The 17,190-nt window shown below is 65.7% G+C and carries 14 protein-coding genes; all 14 read right to left on the bottom strand.

What is annotated here, in order from left to right; all coding sequences use genetic code 11:
* Positions 1-99 precede the first annotated feature (99 nt).
* The 14 genes from ACX80M_RS14595 to dinB all read right to left on the bottom strand — a co-directional run bounded on the left by ACX80M_RS14595 (position 100) and on the right by dinB (position 17,172).
* A complete protein-coding gene (locus ACX80M_RS14595; RefSeq protein WP_252600758.1) occupies positions 100-1,038 on the bottom strand; it encodes a cell division protein FtsQ/DivIB in 939 nt (312 codons plus the stop codon).
* Positions 1,031-2,407: a UDP-N-acetylmuramate--L-alanine ligase gene (gene murC, locus ACX80M_RS14590; protein WP_252600755.1), complete on the bottom strand. Its 1,377-nt coding sequence runs from the start codon at positions 2,405-2,407 to the stop codon at positions 1,031-1,033. Before murC ends, ACX80M_RS14595 begins: the two co-directional genes overlap by 8 nt.
* The gene (murG, locus tag ACX80M_RS14585; protein WP_252600752.1) at positions 2,404-3,504 is read right to left on the bottom strand and encodes an undecaprenyldiphospho-muramoylpentapeptide beta-N-acetylglucosaminyltransferase; all 1,101 of its coding nucleotides are present in this window, start codon (positions 3,502-3,504) and stop codon (positions 2,404-2,406) included. The genes murC and murG overlap by 4 nt, the downstream gene beginning before the upstream one ends.
* Positions 3,505-3,510: 6 nt before the next feature.
* Complete coding sequence (gene ftsW / locus ACX80M_RS14580; protein ID WP_252600750.1) at positions 3,511-4,899, bottom strand: putative lipid II flippase FtsW; 1,389 nt, start codon at positions 4,897-4,899, stop codon at positions 3,511-3,513.
* A gap of 2 nt (positions 4,900-4,901) precedes the next feature.
* Positions 4,902-6,479: a UDP-N-acetylmuramoyl-L-alanine--D-glutamate ligase gene (gene murD / locus ACX80M_RS14575; RefSeq protein ID WP_459309894.1), complete on the bottom strand. Its 1,578-nt coding sequence runs from the start codon at positions 6,477-6,479 to the stop codon at positions 4,902-4,904.
* Complete coding sequence (gene mraY / locus ACX80M_RS14570) at positions 6,461-7,570, bottom strand: phospho-N-acetylmuramoyl-pentapeptide-transferase (protein ID WP_252600745.1); 1,110 nt, start codon at positions 7,568-7,570, stop codon at positions 6,461-6,463. Before mraY ends, murD begins: the two co-directional genes overlap by 19 nt.
* Positions 7,567-9,033 carry a UDP-N-acetylmuramoyl-tripeptide--D-alanyl-D-alanine ligase gene (locus tag ACX80M_RS14565; protein ID WP_459309893.1) on the bottom strand — a complete coding sequence of 489 codons (1,467 nt, stop codon included), beginning with the start codon at positions 9,031-9,033 and terminating at the stop codon, positions 7,567-7,569. Before ACX80M_RS14565 ends, mraY begins: the two co-directional genes overlap by 4 nt.
* 6 nt (positions 9,034-9,039) lie before the next feature.
* A complete protein-coding gene (locus tag ACX80M_RS14560) occupies positions 9,040-10,680 on the bottom strand; it encodes a UDP-N-acetylmuramoyl-L-alanyl-D-glutamate--2,6-diaminopimelate ligase (protein WP_252600743.1) in 1,641 nt (546 codons plus the stop codon).
* A gap of 89 nt (positions 10,681-10,769) precedes the next feature.
* Complete coding sequence (locus ACX80M_RS14555; protein WP_252609131.1) at positions 10,770-12,566, bottom strand: peptidoglycan D,D-transpeptidase FtsI family protein; 1,797 nt, start codon at positions 12,564-12,566, stop codon at positions 10,770-10,772.
* A gap of 62 nt (positions 12,567-12,628) precedes the next feature.
* Positions 12,629-13,324 (bottom strand): hypothetical protein, encoded by a 696-nt coding sequence (locus ACX80M_RS14550; RefSeq protein WP_252614029.1) that lies wholly within the window; start codon positions 13,322-13,324, stop codon positions 12,629-12,631.
* Positions 13,321-14,313, bottom strand: a complete 993-nt coding sequence (gene rsmH, locus ACX80M_RS14545) for a 16S rRNA (cytosine(1402)-N(4))-methyltransferase RsmH (protein ID WP_252600736.1) — start codon at positions 14,311-14,313, stop codon at positions 13,321-13,323. Before rsmH ends, ACX80M_RS14550 begins: the two co-directional genes overlap by 4 nt.
* A gap of 168 nt (positions 14,314-14,481) precedes the next feature.
* A complete protein-coding gene (mraZ, locus tag ACX80M_RS14540; RefSeq protein ID WP_058929387.1) occupies positions 14,482-14,910 on the bottom strand; it encodes a division/cell wall cluster transcriptional repressor MraZ in 429 nt (142 codons plus the stop codon).
* Positions 14,911-15,375: 465 nt separating this feature from the next.
* Positions 15,376-15,750: a DUF3040 domain-containing protein gene (locus ACX80M_RS14535; RefSeq protein ID WP_252600732.1), complete on the bottom strand. Its 375-nt coding sequence runs from the start codon at positions 15,748-15,750 to the stop codon at positions 15,376-15,378.
* 264 nt (positions 15,751-16,014) lie between these two features.
* Positions 16,015-17,172 carry a DNA polymerase IV gene (dinB, locus tag ACX80M_RS14530; RefSeq protein WP_256470901.1) on the bottom strand — a complete coding sequence of 386 codons (1,158 nt, stop codon included), beginning with the start codon at positions 17,170-17,172 and terminating at the stop codon, positions 16,015-16,017.
* Positions 17,173-17,190 lie beyond the last annotated feature (18 nt).

The following is a 17,190-nucleotide window of genomic DNA, read 5'->3' as shown; positions in this document are numbered from 1 at the left end:
GTTATGTCAAGTAACTCATGTCTGGAACGCTATTTCCTATGGTTCGGACATTCAATAACCGGAGCCGCGTGTCGCGGGAATACCGGGTAAATAAAGCGTTCAGCGCGTCACCGGATGCCGGGGCGCGCTCACATCGTACACACGGACGGGGTTCTTCGGGTCCGCGGGAACTTTGAGCAAGGCTTCAAGCACCTTGGCCTTGAGCTCCTTCTCCCCCGCATTCCCCCAAATGATGGTCTGACCGTCCACCAGTTTGAGCTCAACGGCGTCCACTGACTGGGCGGACGCGTTGGACAGCTTCGACAGCACGTCCAGCGGGAGTGCACCGAGGACCGCTGCGGTGGCCTGGAAGAGGTCCTTGCCGATGGTTCCGGCGCCGCCGTCGATCACGGGCAGGGCAACTGCGGCCGGGTCCGCAGGGCTGGCCAGGACCACGCCGTCCACATCCACCAACTGGTACTGCTCCCCCTGCTTGACCAGGGCCACCGGGACCCGCTCCAAAACCTGGACCATCAACCCGGACGGCGGGCGTGCCTGGGTTGAGACGGACTTGATCTGGACGAGCGGCGCCAGGAGGCGGCTGACCTCCTCATCGCTGATCTGGGGCAGGGGTTTGCCCTTCAGGGGCTCCAGTGCGGCCTGCACCTGTTCCGTGGTGACGAGCCGGGTCCCGGACACCGTGACGGTGCCTACGGCGAGTGCCGGCGAAAAGATTGCGGCGGCCAGCAGCGCGCAGACCAACGCCAGGACAGTGCCCAGGGTCACCAGGATGTTCCGCTTAAGGCGTTTTCCGGGCGGCTCCGGGAAGGCCAGCACATTGTCGGTGCCCGCCGGCGCCTTGCTTGCCGGCGCCTTGCCTGCTGGTGCCTTGTCTGACGGCGGGTTCCGGTCCGCGAACTTCGCATTCTTGCGGTCGGGCAAAGACGGGGTGTCCGCCTCGGGGGCGCGTTTGGAGGCCGAGATGACCTCCGGTTCCGCTGGCGCGGGTGGCTGCCGCCTGCCCGGTGAAGCGTAGGTGGGCCGGCGCGGTCTACCCACTGAGAGCCTGCACGATCTGCGGTCCGAAAGCCGTGACATCCCCTGCCCCGACGGTCAGGATGATGTCGCCGGGCCCGGCGGCGTCCGTAAGGGCAGCAACCGCCCCGCCCGGCTCCACCAGGCGTCCGCCGGGCGACAGGTGCTCGGCGATGAGCTGGCTGCTGACTCCGGGGATGGGATCTTCGCGCGCGGGGTATATGTCCAGGACCAGGGCCGTGTCTGCCAGGTTCAGCGCATCTGCGAACTCCCTGGCAAACTCCCTGGTGCGGGAGAACAGGTGCGGCTGGAACAAAACATGGACGCGGTGCCCGCCGGCCACTGACCGTGCAGCCGTCAGGGCGGCCCGGACTTCGGTGGGGTGGTGGGCGTAGTCGTCATAGACGCGCACGCCGCGCGCCTCCCCTTTCAGTTCAAAGCGCCGCGAAGCGCCCGCGAAGTGCGCCAGGGCACGCGCGGCAGCGTCGGCGTCGACCCCCAGCTCCAGCGCGACGGCGACGGCGGCGGCGGCGTTCAGCGCGTTGTGCCTACCCGGGACCTGCAGGTCCAGGGCGAACCGCCCGGCCGGTGAGGAAACCGCCACGTCCCCCGGGCCGCCGTCGTGCAGCACCAGGTCCGACCCGTCCGAGGTGCCGTACAGCACCACCCTGGTGTTGCCGCGGGCGAGCGTGCGCTCTGCCAGGGCTGCGGCGCCGGCGTCGTCAGCGCAGGTAATCAGGACGCCGTCGGCCGGAAGCAGCGCCGTAAAGCGGTCGAAGGACTCGTAGACGGCCTCTGCGGTGCCGTAGTGGTCCAGGTGATCGGGTTCGACGTTGGTGACCACGGCAATCTTTGGCCGGTAGTTCAGGAAGGAGCCGTCGGACTCGTCCGCTTCGGCCACAAAGACCCCTGACGTGCCGTGGGCGGCATTGACGCCGAGCGCAGGCACGTTGGCGCCGATCGCAAACGACGGATCCATCCCGGCGCCCTGGAGCAGGACGGTGATCATGGAGGTGGTGGTGGACTTGCCGTGAGTGCCTGCCACGGTCACTACGAGGTCGTCCCCCATGGTGGCCGCCAGCGCCTCCGAGCGGTGCAGCACGGGCAGGCCCGCCGCACGCGCGGCCACCAGTTCGGGGTTGTCCGCACGGATCGCCGAGCCGGCCACCACGGTCTGGGCATTGCCCAGGTTGGCTGCGGCGTATCCGGCGGCGATCCTCGCGCCGGCGGCAGCCAGCTCCGCCATCACCGGAAGGTCCTTGGCATCCGATCCGCTGACGGCGACGCCGCGGGCCACCATGATGCGGGCCACGGCGGACATTCCCACCCCGCCGATGCCGATGAAATGTACTCGGCCCAGGGACTCCTGGCTGCGGATGTTTGTGGGGATCATGCGGATACCGCTTCCAGGACAAGGTCAGCCATGCGCTGATCGGCGTTTCTGATGCCAAGGCGGCGCGAGCTGGCGGCCATGGTGGCCAGGCGGCCGGGGTCGGTGACCAGGGGGATAAGCATACCGGCCACCCACTGCGCGGTGAAGTCCTTATCCTGGACCAGGAGTGCGCCACCGGCGTTCACGAGCCCCGCCGCGTTGAGCGCCTGCTCGCCGTTGCCGATGGGCAGCGGGACAAACACTGCCGGCACTCCCACGGCGGCCACTTCGCAGACCGTGGCCGCTCCGGACCGCGCCAGCAGCACGTCCGCGGCTGCGTACACCCGTTCCATGCCGTCCACGTACTCCAGCTGCCGGTAGCCCGGCGCGGCGAGCGGGCCGCCGTCGGGCCCCAAAACCGTCTTGCCGCGGCCGGTGATGTGGAGTGTCTGGATCCCCGCCGCGCCAAGGTCCTGGACGGCGGCAGCGACCGCGCGGTTGATGCTCTGGGCGCCGGAGGAACCGCCGGTCACAATCAGCGTGGGCGAGGTGGGATCCAGGCCCAGTTCTTCGCGGGCGGCGGCGCGGGCAGTGTCCCGGTCCAGGCTGGAGATTTCGGTCCGCATGGGCATGCCCACATGGCGGGCGTGACGCAGGCGCGTGGTGTCGAAGGCGGTGGCGACGTGATGGGTCAGGAACGATCCCACCCGGTTGGCCAGGCCGGGCCTGGTATTGGCCTCATGGATCACGATGGGGATTCCCCGGCGCCGGGCGGCGAGGTACAGGGGTGTGCAGACATAGCCGCCGACGCCCACCAGGACGTCGGCCGAGGCGTCGTCGAGGATGCGTCCGGACTGCCTGACCGCCCCGGCCAGCCGTGCGGGCAGCTTGAGGAGGTCAATGGAAGGTTCCCGCGGAAACGGCACCCGGTCGATGGTGGCCAGTTCAAGGCCGGCGGCGGGCACCAGCCGGGTTTCCATGCCGGCGGGCGTGCCGACGGCGAGCAGCCTGGCGCCGGGCACGGCGGCACGCAGGGCGGCCGCGATGGCCAGAAGTGGGCTGATGTGGCCGGCGGTTCCGCCGCCCGCCAGGACAATGGACAGGTTCTGGGAAGTCATCTGGTGCTACGTACGCTTTCTTGCGGTTGTTGTGGGGCTGGCGGTTTTGCGGGCAGCGGTTGTCGTGCCGGCGGTTTTCCGGCCAGCAGGTTTGCGGCCAGCCGATCCCCCGGCCTTCTTGGCGCCGAATTTGAGCAGTTTCTTCGGCCTGAGGGCAGGCGCCATCTGTTCGCGGGCAAGCGAGAGCACCACCCCCACGGCGCAGAGCGACATCAGCAGTGCCGAACCGCCGTAGGAAATGAACGGCAGCGGTACGCCGATCACCGGCATCAGCCCCGTCACCACGGCCATGTTGACCGTGGCCTGCCCCAGCAGCCACACCATGATGGTGCCGGCCAGCACCCGGTGGAACATATCCTCCTGCGCCACCACTACGCGGTAGATGGCGGCGCCAAGGATGGCAAAAAGGACAAGCACGACGACGGTGCCCACCAGGCCGAGTTCCTCGCCGATGATGGCGAAGATGAAGTCGTTATGGGCTTCCGGGATCCAGCTGTACTTCTGCCGGCTTTGGCCGAGGCCGACGCCGAACCAGCCGCCGGACGCAAGCCCGTAGAGCCCATTCGTGGCCTGGTAGTTGGCGTCAATGCCGTCGGCACAGGACTGGCCCGTCCACCACGAGGTGATGCGGCACATGCGGTTTGAGCTGGTGATGGCCATGACGGCCGTGCCGGCGGCTGCGGCCAGTGCGGCGAACCCGAACAGGTACAGCGGTACTCCCGCGAAGAAGAGGGCGGCAGCAGTGATCATCATGATGATCATGGCGGTGCCCAGGTCATTGCCCAGCAGGACCAGGCCGATGACCCCGCCCGCCAGCGGCACGGCCGGGATCAGCACGTGGGGCCAGCGCCGCAGCAGCTTCCCTTTCCTGGCCAGGACAGTGGCCATCCACAGCGCCAGAGTCAGCTTGGACGCCTCGGACGGCTGGAAGGTGATGCCGCCCAGGTCGATCCAGTTCTTGTTGCCGTTGACTTCGTCTCCGATCAGCTGCACCAGGACCAGGAGGACAAGGGCCCCGCCCAGCCCCGGCCATGCCAGCCGCTTCAGCCAGACCACGTTGATGCGGGAGAGGACAAACATGGTGAAGATGCCGATGGCGGCGAACATCCCCTGCTTGAGGGCGTCGCCGTAGGGCGACTTTCCCGCAGCGATGGATTCGACGCTGGAGGCCGACAGCACCATCATGATGCCGATGGCGGTCAGGGCCAGCGTGGAACCAAGGATCAGGTAATACGTTGAGCCGTTCTTGGAGGTGCCGGTTCCTTCCAGCGTGGACCAGAAGGCCTGGTACCAGTCCCGGATCCGGTCCGGCAGGGTGATGGTGGACTTTACGGGCGAAGCGGGTTTCCCGGCGCGCGGCCGGGACGCCGGCGACCGGGTGGGCGTGCTGACCATTGTTACTCCTCGCCGGTCTGGGCCTGCCCTTCCACCAGCTCGCGGACAGCTTCAATAAAGGCGTCGCCGCGGTGAGCATAGGAAGAGAACTGATCCATGGAAGCAGCTGCCGGGGCCATCAGCACGGTGTCGCCTGATGCCGCCAGCTGCGCCGCTGACGCAACGGCCCGGGACATCACGGCCGCACCGGAATCCGGCGAGCTGCCCGTGGTGGCCCCGCCCGTTGCGGCAGTCTGCATATTTTCAGTGTCGCCCGGCGGCGTCGTGATCACGGGGACATCCGGCGCGTGTCGCTGCAAGGCGTCCGCCAGCGCGGCGGTGTCCGTACCGATGAGCACAACAGCCTTGAGCCGGGCGGCGTGGTCCCGGACCAGGTGGTCGTAGCTGACGCCCTTGGACAGGCCGCCCGCGATCCAGATGACGTTTTCAAAGGTGGCCAGTGACGCGGCTGCTGCGTGCGGGTTGGTGGCCTTGGAATCGTTAACCCAGAGCACGCCGTTCTGCTTGGCGACCGGCTGGATGCGGTGGTTCCCCGGCACGTAGTCCTGGATGCCCTGGCGCACGGCCTTCGCATCCACACCGTATGCCCGGACCAGGGCTGCAGCCGCAAGGGCGTTCGCCACCATGTGCCTGGGCGCAAACTGCCCCAGGTCGGTCATCGAAGCCAGCTCGGCGGCGCTGTCCCTGCGTTCCTCGATAAACGCGCGGTCCACGAGCAGGCCCTCCACCACGCCGAGCATGCTGATGGCCGGCGTTAGTGTGGTGAAGCCGACGGCCCGGCAGCCCTCCACAACGTCCGCGTCCTCAACCATCCGTTCGGTCTCGATCTGTTCCGCGTTGAAGATGCAGGCCTTCTGGGTCCGCGCATAGACCTTGGCCTTGTCCGCGAGGTAGGAATTGTAGGAACCATGCCAGTCAACGTGGTCCTCAGCCACGTTCAGGCAGACGCTGGCCACCGGCGACAGCGTTTCAGCCCAGTGCAGCTGGAAGCTGGATAGTTCAACCGCGAAGACGTCGTATTCCACGGGGTCGCGGAGGGCGTCCAGGATGGGGGTGCCCACGTTGCCGACCGCGATGGCCTTCAGGCCGGCGGCCTGCAGCATCGACGCTGTCAGGCCCACAGTGGTGGTCTTGCCGTTGGTGCCGGTGATGGTCAGCCAGTCAGCGGTCTTGTGCCCGGCCCGGACCCGCAGGCGCCAGGCAAGCTCGACGTCGCCCCAGACCGGAATGTGGGCGCGCGCAGCGGCCGCCAGGAGCGCCTGGTCAGGCCGCCAACCCGGCGAGGTCACGATGAGGTCGGGGAAGCTGCCTTCGATCTTGGGGATCCTGTTGACGGCTTCCTCGCCCAGGAGCACGTCGACGGCGCCGACGATCTTCAGGGTGTCGGCCTGTGCCTTAGCTGTCTCGGACATGGCGGCATCAACCACCACCACCCGGGCACCGAGTTCGATGAGAGTATCTGCCGCGGCGAACCCGGATACTCCGACGCCGGTGACTGCAACGCGCAGCCCTTCCCAGTCAGAATCCCAACTGACCAGGTCTTGCAGGCGGGGAGAAACAGTCACAGGAGCACAACCCATTCAGCGTAGAAGACACCCAGGCCCACGGCCACGAAGAGCCCGCCCAGGATCCAGAACCGGACCACCACCGTGACTTCTGCCCAGCCCTTGAGTTCGAAGTGGTGCTGCAGCGGTGCCATCTTGAAGACGCGTTTACCGCCGGTGGCCTTGAAGTAGCCCACCTGGATGATCACGGACAGGGTAATCAGGACGAACAGGCCGCCGATGATTCCCAGCAGCAGTTCCGTCCGCGACAGGATGGCGAAGCCGGCGACCGCGCCGCCGATGGCCAATGACCCGGTGTCACCCATAAAGATCTTGGCCGGGGAGGTATTCCACCAGAGGAATCCCACGAGGGCGGCGCTCAGGATGGCTGCCAGGAGCGCCAGGTCCAGGGGGTCGCGGACGGAATAGCAGCCGCTGCCGGCTTCCCTCGGTGACCCGCAGGCCTGGTTGTTCTGCCAGATGCCCATCAGCGTGTAGGCACCGAAGACCATGACCGAGGCACCGGCAGCGAGACCGTCCAGGCCGTCCGTCAGGTTCACGCCGTTGGTCGCCGCCGTGACGATCAGGTTGGACCAGAGGACAAAGAGGATTGCGCCGACCACCGTGCCCGCGAAGGCCAGGTCCAGCCAGGGAATGTCGCGGACCAGGGAGATTTTGGTCGAGGCCGGCGTAAGGCCGTCCGGGTCGGGAAAGTTCAGGGCCAGGATGGCGAAGGCTATGCCTACCGCGGCCTGGAGGATGAGCTTGGCCTTCGCGTCCAGGCCAAGGCTCCGCTGGCGGGAGATTTTGATGAAATCGTCCAGGAAGCCCACCAGCCCCATGCCGACCATCAGGAAGAGCAGGATCAGTGCCGAGGCGGAGGGGCCTGACGAGTCCGGGTTCATCATCCACATAATCAGGTGGGTCAGCCCGTAGCTGAGCAGGACCGCACCCACCACCACGGTGCCGCCCATGGTGGGCGTACCGCGTTTGGTGTGGTGGGACGTGGGTCCGTCATCACGGATGAATTGGCCGTAGCTCTTGCGGACAAGCAAGCGGATAAACAGCGGCGTTCCCACCAAGGCAAATAGCAGGGCAAGTCCTGCGCCGATCAGTAGTGCAATCACAGCAGCTCGCTCCCTTCATCGGTGGGTTCCGTGGATCGTGGGGGTAATGCTATCCGATCGCCCAGGTGCCGCAGTCCAACGCTGTTGGACGACTTGAAAAGCACCAGGTCGCCGGGCTCAAGCTCGGCGTTGAGGAGCACATAGGCGTCCTCGGCGGTTTCGGCAAAGACGCATTCGTCGCCCCAGGAACCCTCCTGGACGGCGGAAACGTAAAGTGCGCGGGCTTCGCGGCCGACGACGACCAGCCGGGAAATGTTCAGGCGGACCACCTGGGTGCCCACGACGGTGTGTTCACGGATTGAATCGGGTCCCAGTTCCAGCATCGCGCCCAGGACGGCCCAGGTGCGCCGTCCGCGGCCAAGGTCGGCCAGCGTGCGCAGGGCCGCCCGCATGGACTCCGGGTTGGCGTTGTAGGCGTCGTTGATGATGGTCACGCCGTCAGCACGTTCAGTGCGTTCCATCCGCCAACGGCTGGCTGCTGACTGTGTGCTCAGCGATACGGCGATGTCCTTGCCGGACACTCCGGCCGCGTGCGCGGCCGCTGCTGCGGCGAGGAGGTTGCCGGTGTGGTGGGCGCCGATGAGGCGGCTGCTGACGTGCAGGCCTGTTTCGGCGCCGGGCAGGACGAGCTCGAATTCCGGGTTGCCCTCAGCGTTTGTGTCCGGATTCTCGGCCCGAACGGTCGCGTCAGGGCGTCCTTCGGCCGAGAAGCCCAGCACGGTGGCGGCGGTGCGGCTGCGCATGGCAGCGACGCGGTCGTCGTCGAGGTTGATGACGGCGGTGCCGCCGGCGGCGAGGGCCTCCACCAGTTCGCCCTTGGCCTGGGCAATGTTGTCCACACCGCCGAACTCCCCGGCGTGGGCAGTGCCGATGCCGAGGACGACGCCGATGTCAGGCCTCACCATGTCGGCCAGGTAGCGAATGTGCCCGATGCCTGTGGCGCCCATCTCGATCACCAGGTACCGCGTTTGGGTGTCGGCGAGGAAGACGGTGAGCGGTACGCCCACCTCGCCGTTGTAGGACCCCTGCGGGGCAACGGTCGCGCCCTGCTGGGTGAGGATGCCGGCGAGGAGGTCCTTCGTGGTGGTCTTCCCGGCGGAACCGGTGATCCCGATGACGGTCAGGGGGTCGCCTGCGGCAGAACGGGCCAGGCGGATCCGACGGACCGCTTCGGCGGCCAGCGCGCCCATGGCCAGCACGGCATCCTCTACCAGGACGGCCGGATAGTTGACGCCGTCCGGGCCCGTTACGGGGCGCTCGGCGAGGACCAGCACCGCACCCCGGCTGAAGGCGGCGGCAACGAAGTCGTGGCCATCAGCGTGCTCGCCAGGTTTCGCCACGTATAGCGACCCGGCGGCAGACTCGCGCGAATCGGTGACCACCGAAAGGGGCGTGATCCCCGGATCGGCGTTCAGGCGTCCGTGTGTGATATCGGCGATTTCCGCCGCAGTAAGTGCAATCATCTCGGTCTAGGACTCTATCCGGTCGTCTCGGAGAACGGTGAATCCCCTGGCTGTCAAGGCGTTCCGCAGTTCCACACGGTCGTCCAGTGCAAGATTGACGCCCTTGACTTCCTGCCAGACCTCATGGCCGCGGCCGGCCACAAGAATGGTGTCGGCCGGACCGGCCAGTTCCACGGCGCGCCGGATGGCGGCGTCGCGGGGATAAACCTCTTCGATGACACACTCCGGAGATTCCTGTTCGCGCGCCGACCGTGCGCCCGCCAGCACATCTGCCCTGATGGCTGCAGGGTCTTCGTCGTGGGGGTCGTCATCCGTGACGATGACGATGTCGGCCATCTTTGCTGCGACGGCGCCCATGGCGGGACGCTTGCCCTGGTCGCGCTGTCCGGTGGCTCCGAAAACCACGATCACCCGGGAGCCGGGCAGCGGTGACCTGACCGCTTCCAGTGCGCGTGCCAGGGCATCAGTGTTGTGGGCGAAGTCCACTACAGCCGCCGGTTCTTCGGATACGAGCTGCATGCGTCCCGGTACCGCCACGGTGAACGGGTCGTGGTGGTCCAGGGCGGCCTGCACGGTGGCGGCGTCCATTCCGCTGGCCAAGACCATTACGGTGGCCAGTGCGGCGTTGGCGACGTTGAAAGCGCCAGGCAGGCCGGTGTGGACATTCAGTGTAACGCCGTCGGGTCCCTGCAGGCTGAAGTCGGTACCCAGCCCACGCGCGGCGGTGGCCGTTACGGTCCAGTCGGTGGGAGCTCCGCCGGGTGTCATCGAGAGGGTGGTGACCGGGGTCCGTGCCGTGGCCGCAAGCCTGCGGCCCCATTCGTCGTCGACCGTCACCACAGCCCTGCGGGCACGGCCCGGCGTGAACAGTTCCGCCTTTGTGGCGAAGTAGTCCTCCATGGTGCCGTGCAGATCCAGATGGTCCTGCGTCAGGTTCGTGAAACCGGCAACGTCGAAGTGCACACCGTCCACCCGCTGAAAGGACACGGCGTGGGAGGAGACTTCCATGGACGCGGCGTCCAGTCCCCGTTCCCGCATGAGGGCGAGCAAGCCGTGGAGATCCGGTGACTCAGGCGTGGTCAGGAGGCTGGGAACCGGTTCTCCGCCGGCCAGGATTTCGATGGTTCCGATCAGGCCGGTCTGCTGCCCGAGCGCACGGAGCAAGGCGTTGATGAAGTACGTGGTGGTGGTCTTGCCGTTGGTTCCCGTTACACCATACAAGCGCGGCGTCCGCCCAACTGCTGGCTGGCTCTGGTAGATCATGGCGGACAGCGGCCCCACCACGTTGCGCGGTCCGTCCACCACCAGGACGGGGACGGCGGTATCCGCTGACAGCGCGAGAAGGCGTGCACCGGCGTCGTCGGTCAGGACTGCCACCGCTCCCCTGCCGACCGCCTGCGACACGAAGTCTGCGCCATGGCGGGAAGCACCCGGCAGCGCCACATACAGGTCGCCCTGTTCCACGGCTCGCGAGTTCAGTGAAATTCCCGTGACGCTGACGGCAGCGGAGGCGCCCGGGACCTGCACACCGATCGCGTCGCCGATCGTGTCCAGGCGGACCGCAGCAACTGCCGTAGGCCTGAACCGAGCGGGGGCCGGTGCCCCTGCCGGCCCCGCGTTGCTGGCTGATGCGTTCTGCTCTGACAAGGGAATCTCCGATGGTGGTACTAGTGGATCATGCCCGCGGGAGACTGCTTCCGCTGCGGGCAATAAGGGAACTGCTGCCTGGCTTGATGCTACTTGGCGTACTGCGGCAGCCTGGCCGGTTCGCCCGCGGACGGCTGGACGTTGTAGGTGCGCAGTGCCTGGCTCATAACCGAGCGGAACACCGGCCCCTGCGTAATGCCGTAGATATTGCCCTTGGGACGCTGCAGTACCACCTCAACAATAAACCGGGGATCATCCATCGGTGCCATCCCCACAATGGAAGCGGTGTAGCCGCAGAACCCTGACTTCCCGTCGTCGCACGGCGATTCAGAGGTTCCGGTTTTTGCCCCCACCCGGTATCCGTCGATTGCGGCGTCCTTGATCTGGCCTTCGGTCACCGCGCTTTCCAGGATGTCCTGGACCTGCTGCGCGGTGCCGTCCGACACCACCTGGCGGGAAGGCTGCGGGGCGACTTTCTCCTCTGTTCCGTCCGGTGAAACGTACGCGTCAATCAGGCGCGGCTGGAGCATCACACCGTTGTTGGCGATCGTCTGGAAGGCTCGGACTGTCTGCAGGGTGGACTGCGATACGCCCTGGCCGAACAGCACCGTGTATTCCTGGCGGCCGTCCCACTGGTCAGCCGGTGTGAGAATGCCGGAGGCCGTAGCCGGCAATCCAATGTCCGGGGCTTCGCCGATGCCGAATTTCTTAAGCCAGTCGTACCGTTGTTCCTTGGTCAGCCGCGACCCGGCCGCCACGGTGCCGGTGTTCATTGACCAACCCAGGATGCCGGCGAGCGTGCGCTCTTCGGTGCCATGGGTAAAGGCGTCTGTGAAGGTCTGGCCGTCCACGGTGTACGACGGTCCGAGAGTGAACGTATCCAGGGGGCTGGATTTTCCTTCTTCAATCAAGGCGGCGGCCGTGATCATCTTCTGTACCGAGCCGGGCTCATACGCTGCGGTAACGGAGCGCACGCCGCGGTCCTTGGCAGCCACCCGTCCGGGATCGTTCGGATCCGGGGCATTAGTGTCCGCCATCGCGACAATGTCACCGGTCTTGGCGTCCATCACCGTGATGACACCCCACTCGGCGCCCTGTTTGTCTGACTGGCTCTGAATGGCCTGCTGGGCGAAATACTGGAGATCGGAATTGAGCGTGAGCTTGACGTCCTTGCCGTCCTCCGGCGGTGTCAGGTCATCCACGCCGACCGGAATCCGGAGACCGTCGGCACCGATCTCGAAGAGCCGCTTGCCGTCCTTCCCGCGCAGCAGCCCATCCTGGGTCTGCTCGATCCCCGCCTGGCCGGTGTTGCCGTCCTGGAGGAAGCCGATAATACCGCCGGCCACGGAACCGTTCGGATACACGCGTTTGCTGACGCCCTCAGTGACGATGCCGGGAATACTGAGATCCGAGACCCTGAGCTCGACATCCGGCTTCAGGTCCTTGGCGACGATGTGGTACTTCGATTCGCCCGTCACGGCGTTCCTGAGTTCGTCAGCGTCCATGCCCAGGACAGCCGCGAGTTCGCTGATGCCCTGCTCCCGGCTGACTTCAACAAGTTTGTCCACGCCCTCCTCCAGGCGCCAGAACTTCTCTGTCTTCGTGTTGGTGGTTTGGTCAACCACAACGTTGTAGCGGATCACACTGTTGGCCAGGACCGTCCCGTTGGCGCCAAGGATGCTGCCGCGTTCGGCGGGGAGGGAAGTCTCGCGCATCCGGTAATCGAGCGCAGCTGCGGCCATCCCGCCGACGTCGAGCCCCTGGACGAAAAAGAGCTTGCCGCCCACCACTAATAGCAGCGTCAGCATAATGCCCAGGCCGAGGCGCAGCCGCTTGGTGGCGTTAGGGGCCTTGCCGCTTTTTGCCCTGCCCGTCCTCTGCGCCACCGTGATTCCCTTGCTGCTCGCCTTGTTGCCTGTTTATTACCTGACTGGTTGTCCTTCAGCGGCTACCGGTTAGACCCGGGCACCTTCTGTTCGGGTGCTGGAACCGAACCGCCGTGGAGCTCCACGGCACGTGCCGGTGGTGCGGGCGCTTCAGCCGGCTGTGCTGCAGCGGCAGGTGCCGCTGCCCGGGCCGATGCAGGGGCCGCAGCAGGGGCCGGTTCCTCGGCAGCCGGTTTACGGTTCGTCAGCGGCTCCCACTTCGTCGCCGGGGGAACCACGGTGAGCACTCCCTCTACAGCTGGAGCAGGGATAACCGATCCAGCCGCGCCACCCTTCACCGCCGGAGTTGCCTTGCCCGTGACGGCAAGGGTGGAGAGGTCGATCTGGCCTTTGACGGTCGAAGCCACCATGCCCAGGTCTGAGGCCTTTGCCGCCAGGTTCTGGGGCGCCTCGAAGTTCTGGACCTGCTGTGTCAGGTCCTGGTTCTGCTTGGTCAGCGTGCTTTGCTTACCCCTCAGTTCCACCAGCTGGTACTGGGAGGTAGAGACTGAGATGTTCAGGACCAGCACGGCTACGAGCGCAACAGCGAGCAAGGCGAAACACATCACCACAAACGGCGCACGGCGCTTCTTGGGGGCGGAACGCACCACAGACAGGGGTGTGCGTTCCCTGCGGCCGGTGCCAGAAGGAAGCGACCTGATCGCCGGGGCGCTGCTGCCGGAAACGACCGGGAAGTTCTTGACGGCGGCAGTGCTCATGCTTCTCTCCTGGCTCTGATACGTTCCACGGCCCGCAGCCTGGCGGAGGCTGCGCGCGGATTTTCTGCAATCTCGACGGCGGTGGGTACCTCGGTGCCCTTGGTCAGGGTTTTGAGGAAGGCCTTGTGTTCCTCAAGCTCCACCGGAAATCCGAGCGGCGCGGAGGATTTGGAGCCAGCCTGGAAAACTGATTTGACGATTTTGTCCTCGAGGGAGTGGTAAGACATCACCACGATGCGTCCGCCCAGGGCCGTTGCTGCCACGGCGGCAGGAACAGCGCGCTCCAGCACGTCGAGTTCCTCGTTCACTTCAATGCGCAGTGCCTGGAACGTCCGTTTGGCCGGGTGGCCGCCCGATTTGGCGGCTGCCGCCGGCACCACGGAGCGGATCTGTTCCACGAGTTCCCCGGTGGTGGCGAAAGACTTAACTGTCCTCGCCGCGACAATCCTGTTGGCGATCCTGCCGGCGAACTTCTCCTCGCCCCACTTCCGGATGATCCTGACGAGATCCTCTTCGCTGTAGTTGTTAACCACATCTGCTGCGGTCTGCCCGCGGCTGGTGTCCATCCGCATGTCCAGCGGAGCGTCAAAGGAATAGGCGAAGCCACGCTCACGCTGGTCCAGCTGCAGGGATGAAACGCCCAGGTCCATCAGGATGCCATGAACCTGTGCCACGCCCAGGTCTTCGAGGACTTCGGCGATTTCGTCGTAGACGGCGTGGACCAGGTCGGTCCGGGAAGCGAAAGGCGCCAGCCGCTCCCCTGCCAGTGCCAGGGCTTCCTCATCACGGTCGATGCCGATCAGGTGCAGATCCGGGAAACGCTCCAGCATGGCTTCAGAGTGGCCGCCCATGCCGAGGGTCGCATCAATCGCGATGGGGGTCTCACCTCGGAGGCGGGCAGCTTCGAAGCCGGGGGCCAACAAATTGATGCACCGGTCCTTGAGGACCGGCACATGGCGTTCGGACGTTGGCTTCGGGTGATCGTTCATGCCTTCGTCCTTTCCTGCCGTGGGTGTTGGTAGTGCTGCTTCTTGGGCCAGATCCCCATCCGCGCCTATCGTCCTGCCGGCCTGGCTCCGGGGAAGTGAGCCAGGTTGACTGTCCGATGGGCGGCTGGAGATCTCGTTCAAGAAGCGTCCGCCGGGCCGTTCAGGTGATCACAGGATCCCCGGAATGGCGTCGTCGGTTTCGGAGAAGGCGGTTTCCTTCTCCGCGAGGTACTCGTTCCAGGCCTGGGCATCCCAGATCTCGGCCCGGGTTCCTGCACCGATGACGGCCAGTTCCCTGCCGAGGCCTGCGTACTCCCGGAGCGCGGCCGGAATGGTGATGCGCCCCTGCTTGTCAGGTACCTCGTCCGAGGCTCCAGAGAGAAAGACGCGGATGTAGTCCCGGGCCTGCTTGGAGGAAATGGGCGCCTCCCGCATTTGCTCGTGGACACGTGCAAATTCCTGCTCACTGAAGACGTAGATGCACCGTTCCTGTCCCCTGGTGAGAACAAGCCCGCTGGCAAGCTCCTCACGGAACTTCGCAGGGAGGATAATTCGGCCCTTTTCGTCCAGACGTGGCGAGTGTGTGCCCAGAAACACTGGCCCACCGCCTGTCTGCCGTCAGGAACTGCACATCCCCTGTGTTGCAACTACCCTCTTATGTCCTCCACATTACTCCACTTTCCACCACAGTCAACGCAAATCAAGCCAATATTCCCCCATTTCAGGCCTTCGTCCCCCAAATGGCGCGGGAGCAGGCGGTGGATGGAAGTGGAGGGCCCGGCGCCGTTTCGGTGCGAACCATATCTGCCCGACGGCGGTGCCAGGCCGACGTCGGGCTTTCATCTGACGCTGACGGCGGATCCGCGGGCGTCCGGCCGCTCATCCGGGCCGCAGTAGGGGTCGTTTCCAGCGCGCAAAAGGGCACCGGCCGCTACCTGTTGCGGGTTAAACGCAGAAGACCCGCCGTGGCGGGTCTTCTGCTGCGGTCATCCTGACCGTGGGGAGCGAAATGGAGGGCAGGCCTGAACCTATGGCCATTGCACCGGACTTGCAGGCGCTGCCTTAGGATTCGTCGCGGCGGCGCTCGTCCCAGCGCTCTTCCAGGCTGGACATAAATGAACTCCTGGGCTTTCCGGACTTACCTGTGCCAGGTGCGGAGCGCTGCTTGCCGCCTGCAGCGTTGCGCATTGTGGCGAAGTACACACCGCCGCCCATAACCACAAAGCCCAGGACACCGACAAAGATGTTCGGGACTGTAACGCCGACCAGGAGCACGGCGATCCCCGCGAGGGTGCAGAGCACACCAATCACGATGTGACGGGTGGACCACGTTCGCCCGGGATCCGAACCCATGGAATTCGCGAATTTCGGATCGTCCTCGTGCAGCTGCTTCTCCAGCTGCTCCAGCAGCTTCTGTTCGTGCTCCGAGAGCGGCATCACGACCTCCTTAAGTAGGCCAACGTCCGGGCTGGTCCCATCCCGTACTACTGCTCCGATAACGACCGGCATGCCCGGGAGGTTCCCGCCCCGCCGACGATGGCGGAAAGCGAACACCGGCATGCGGGCCTTTGGAACTGCAGCATGTCCAAGAAGTCCGGCAATAACTGAGAACTATGTACATATAAGGATAGTTTGTCGGGGGCCGTTCTGAAAGACGGCCATCACCTTCCCGAAACACGCACGCATGGTGCCGGCGCCAGGCTAAGACCCGTTTCCCGAATCCAGCAGGCTGGCGGGGAGAATCGATTTGTTTCCGAACTTCCGGCTGACCTCGTCCAGGGCCTGTTCTGCTGCCCGCCAGTTGTCATCCCGGCGGTCAAGGCTCAGCTGAAGGGACGTGTTGGCGGTGTCTTCGAGCTGCTCGGCCCGGATGCCAACAAGCCGCACGGTCATGGGACGGCTCCCCAATGATTCCAGGAGCTGGATGGCCACGGCGTAAATCAGCTGGGCGCTGTCCAGGGGTGTGTGCACAGTGCGGCTCCTGGTGATGGTGGAAAAGTCGGCGTAGCGGAGTTTCAACGCCACCGTCCGTGCCACCATCCCCGAACTCCGCAGCCGTCCTGCCGTCCGGTGGGAAAGCCGCAGCAATTCCCGGGCGATCAGCCCGTCATCGCCCGTGTCCACGGCGAACGTCTCCTCAGCCCCGATGCTCTTCTCGAGCCTCACGGGGGTCACAGGCCGCGGATCGATCCCCCACGACAACCGGTACACGTGCTCACCGGTGGCACCCAGCATTTTCCTAAGGGAGGACACCGGCGTGGCTGCCACGTCCGCCACCGTCCGGATGCCCATCCGGGCAAGGACGTCCGTCGTCTTCGCGCCGATTCCCCACAAGGCCCCGACGGGCAGGCTGTGGAGGTAGGGCACTGTCTCGTCGGGTCCAATCAACAACAGCCCGTCCGGCTTGCAACGCGTGGAAGCAATCTTGGCCACGAACTTACTGGCTGCAATGCCCACGGAGGCCGTAATGCCCAGTTCGGCAGCCACCCGGCGCCGGATCAATTCACCGATGACGCGCGGGGGTCCCAACCGGCGGATGGCGCCGCCGACGTCCAGGAAGGCTTCGTCCACACTCAGCGGTTCCACGAGATCGGTGATGGACTCGAAGATTTCCATCAGCTGGGCGGAAACCTCGTAGTACAGCTTGTGGCGCGGTTCAATGATGACCGCTTTGGGGCACATCCTGGCGGCGACCACCATGGGCATGGCGGACTTCACCCCGAACGCGCGTGCTTCATACGACGCCGAGAGGACCACTGAGCGGTCCGCGGGAAATCCAACGATCACCGGTTTGCCGCGGAGTTCCGGCCGCGTGCGAAGCTCCACGGAGACGAAGAAGGCGTCCATGTCCACGTGCATGATGCAGTTACGCCGGAG

Source organism: Pseudarthrobacter sp. MDT1-22, assembly GCF_054511035.1.
Note: the sequence above shows the minus strand (reverse complement) of the source record. Positions and strands in the feature narration are given on the sequence as shown.

Excerpts from the sequence above, each read along its gene's own strand:
- murC (WP_252600755.1), bottom strand. The coding sequence starts at position 2,407 with ATGATCCCCACAAACATCCGCAGCCAGGAGTCCCTGGGCCGAGTACAT.
- murG (WP_252600752.1), bottom strand. The coding sequence starts at position 3,504 with ATGACTTCCCAGAACCTGTCCATTGTCCTGGCGGGCGGCGGAACCGCC.
- ftsW (WP_252600750.1), bottom strand. The coding sequence starts at position 4,899 with ATGGTCAGCACGCCCACCCGGTCGCCGGCGTCCCGGCCGCGCGCCGGG.
- murD (WP_459309894.1), bottom strand. The coding sequence starts at position 6,479 with ATGGGTTGTGCTCCTGTGACTGTTTCTCCCCGCCTGCAAGACCTGGTC.
- ACX80M_RS14565 (WP_459309893.1), bottom strand. The coding sequence starts at position 9,033 with ATGATTGCACTTACTGCGGCGGAAATCGCCGATATCACACACGGACGC.
- ACX80M_RS14550 (WP_252614029.1), bottom strand. The coding sequence starts at position 13,324 with ATGAGCACTGCCGCCGTCAAGAACTTCCCGGTCGTTTCCGGCAGCAGC.
- rsmH (WP_252600736.1), bottom strand. The coding sequence starts at position 14,313 with ATGAACGATCACCCGAAGCCAACGTCCGAACGCCATGTGCCGGTCCTC.
- ACX80M_RS14535 (WP_252600732.1), bottom strand. The coding sequence starts at position 15,750 with ATGCCGCTCTCGGAGCACGAACAGAAGCTGCTGGAGCAGCTGGAGAAG.
- dinB (WP_256470901.1), bottom strand. The coding sequence starts at position 17,172 with ATGCACGTGGACATGGACGCCTTCTTCGTCTCCGTGGAGCTTCGCACG.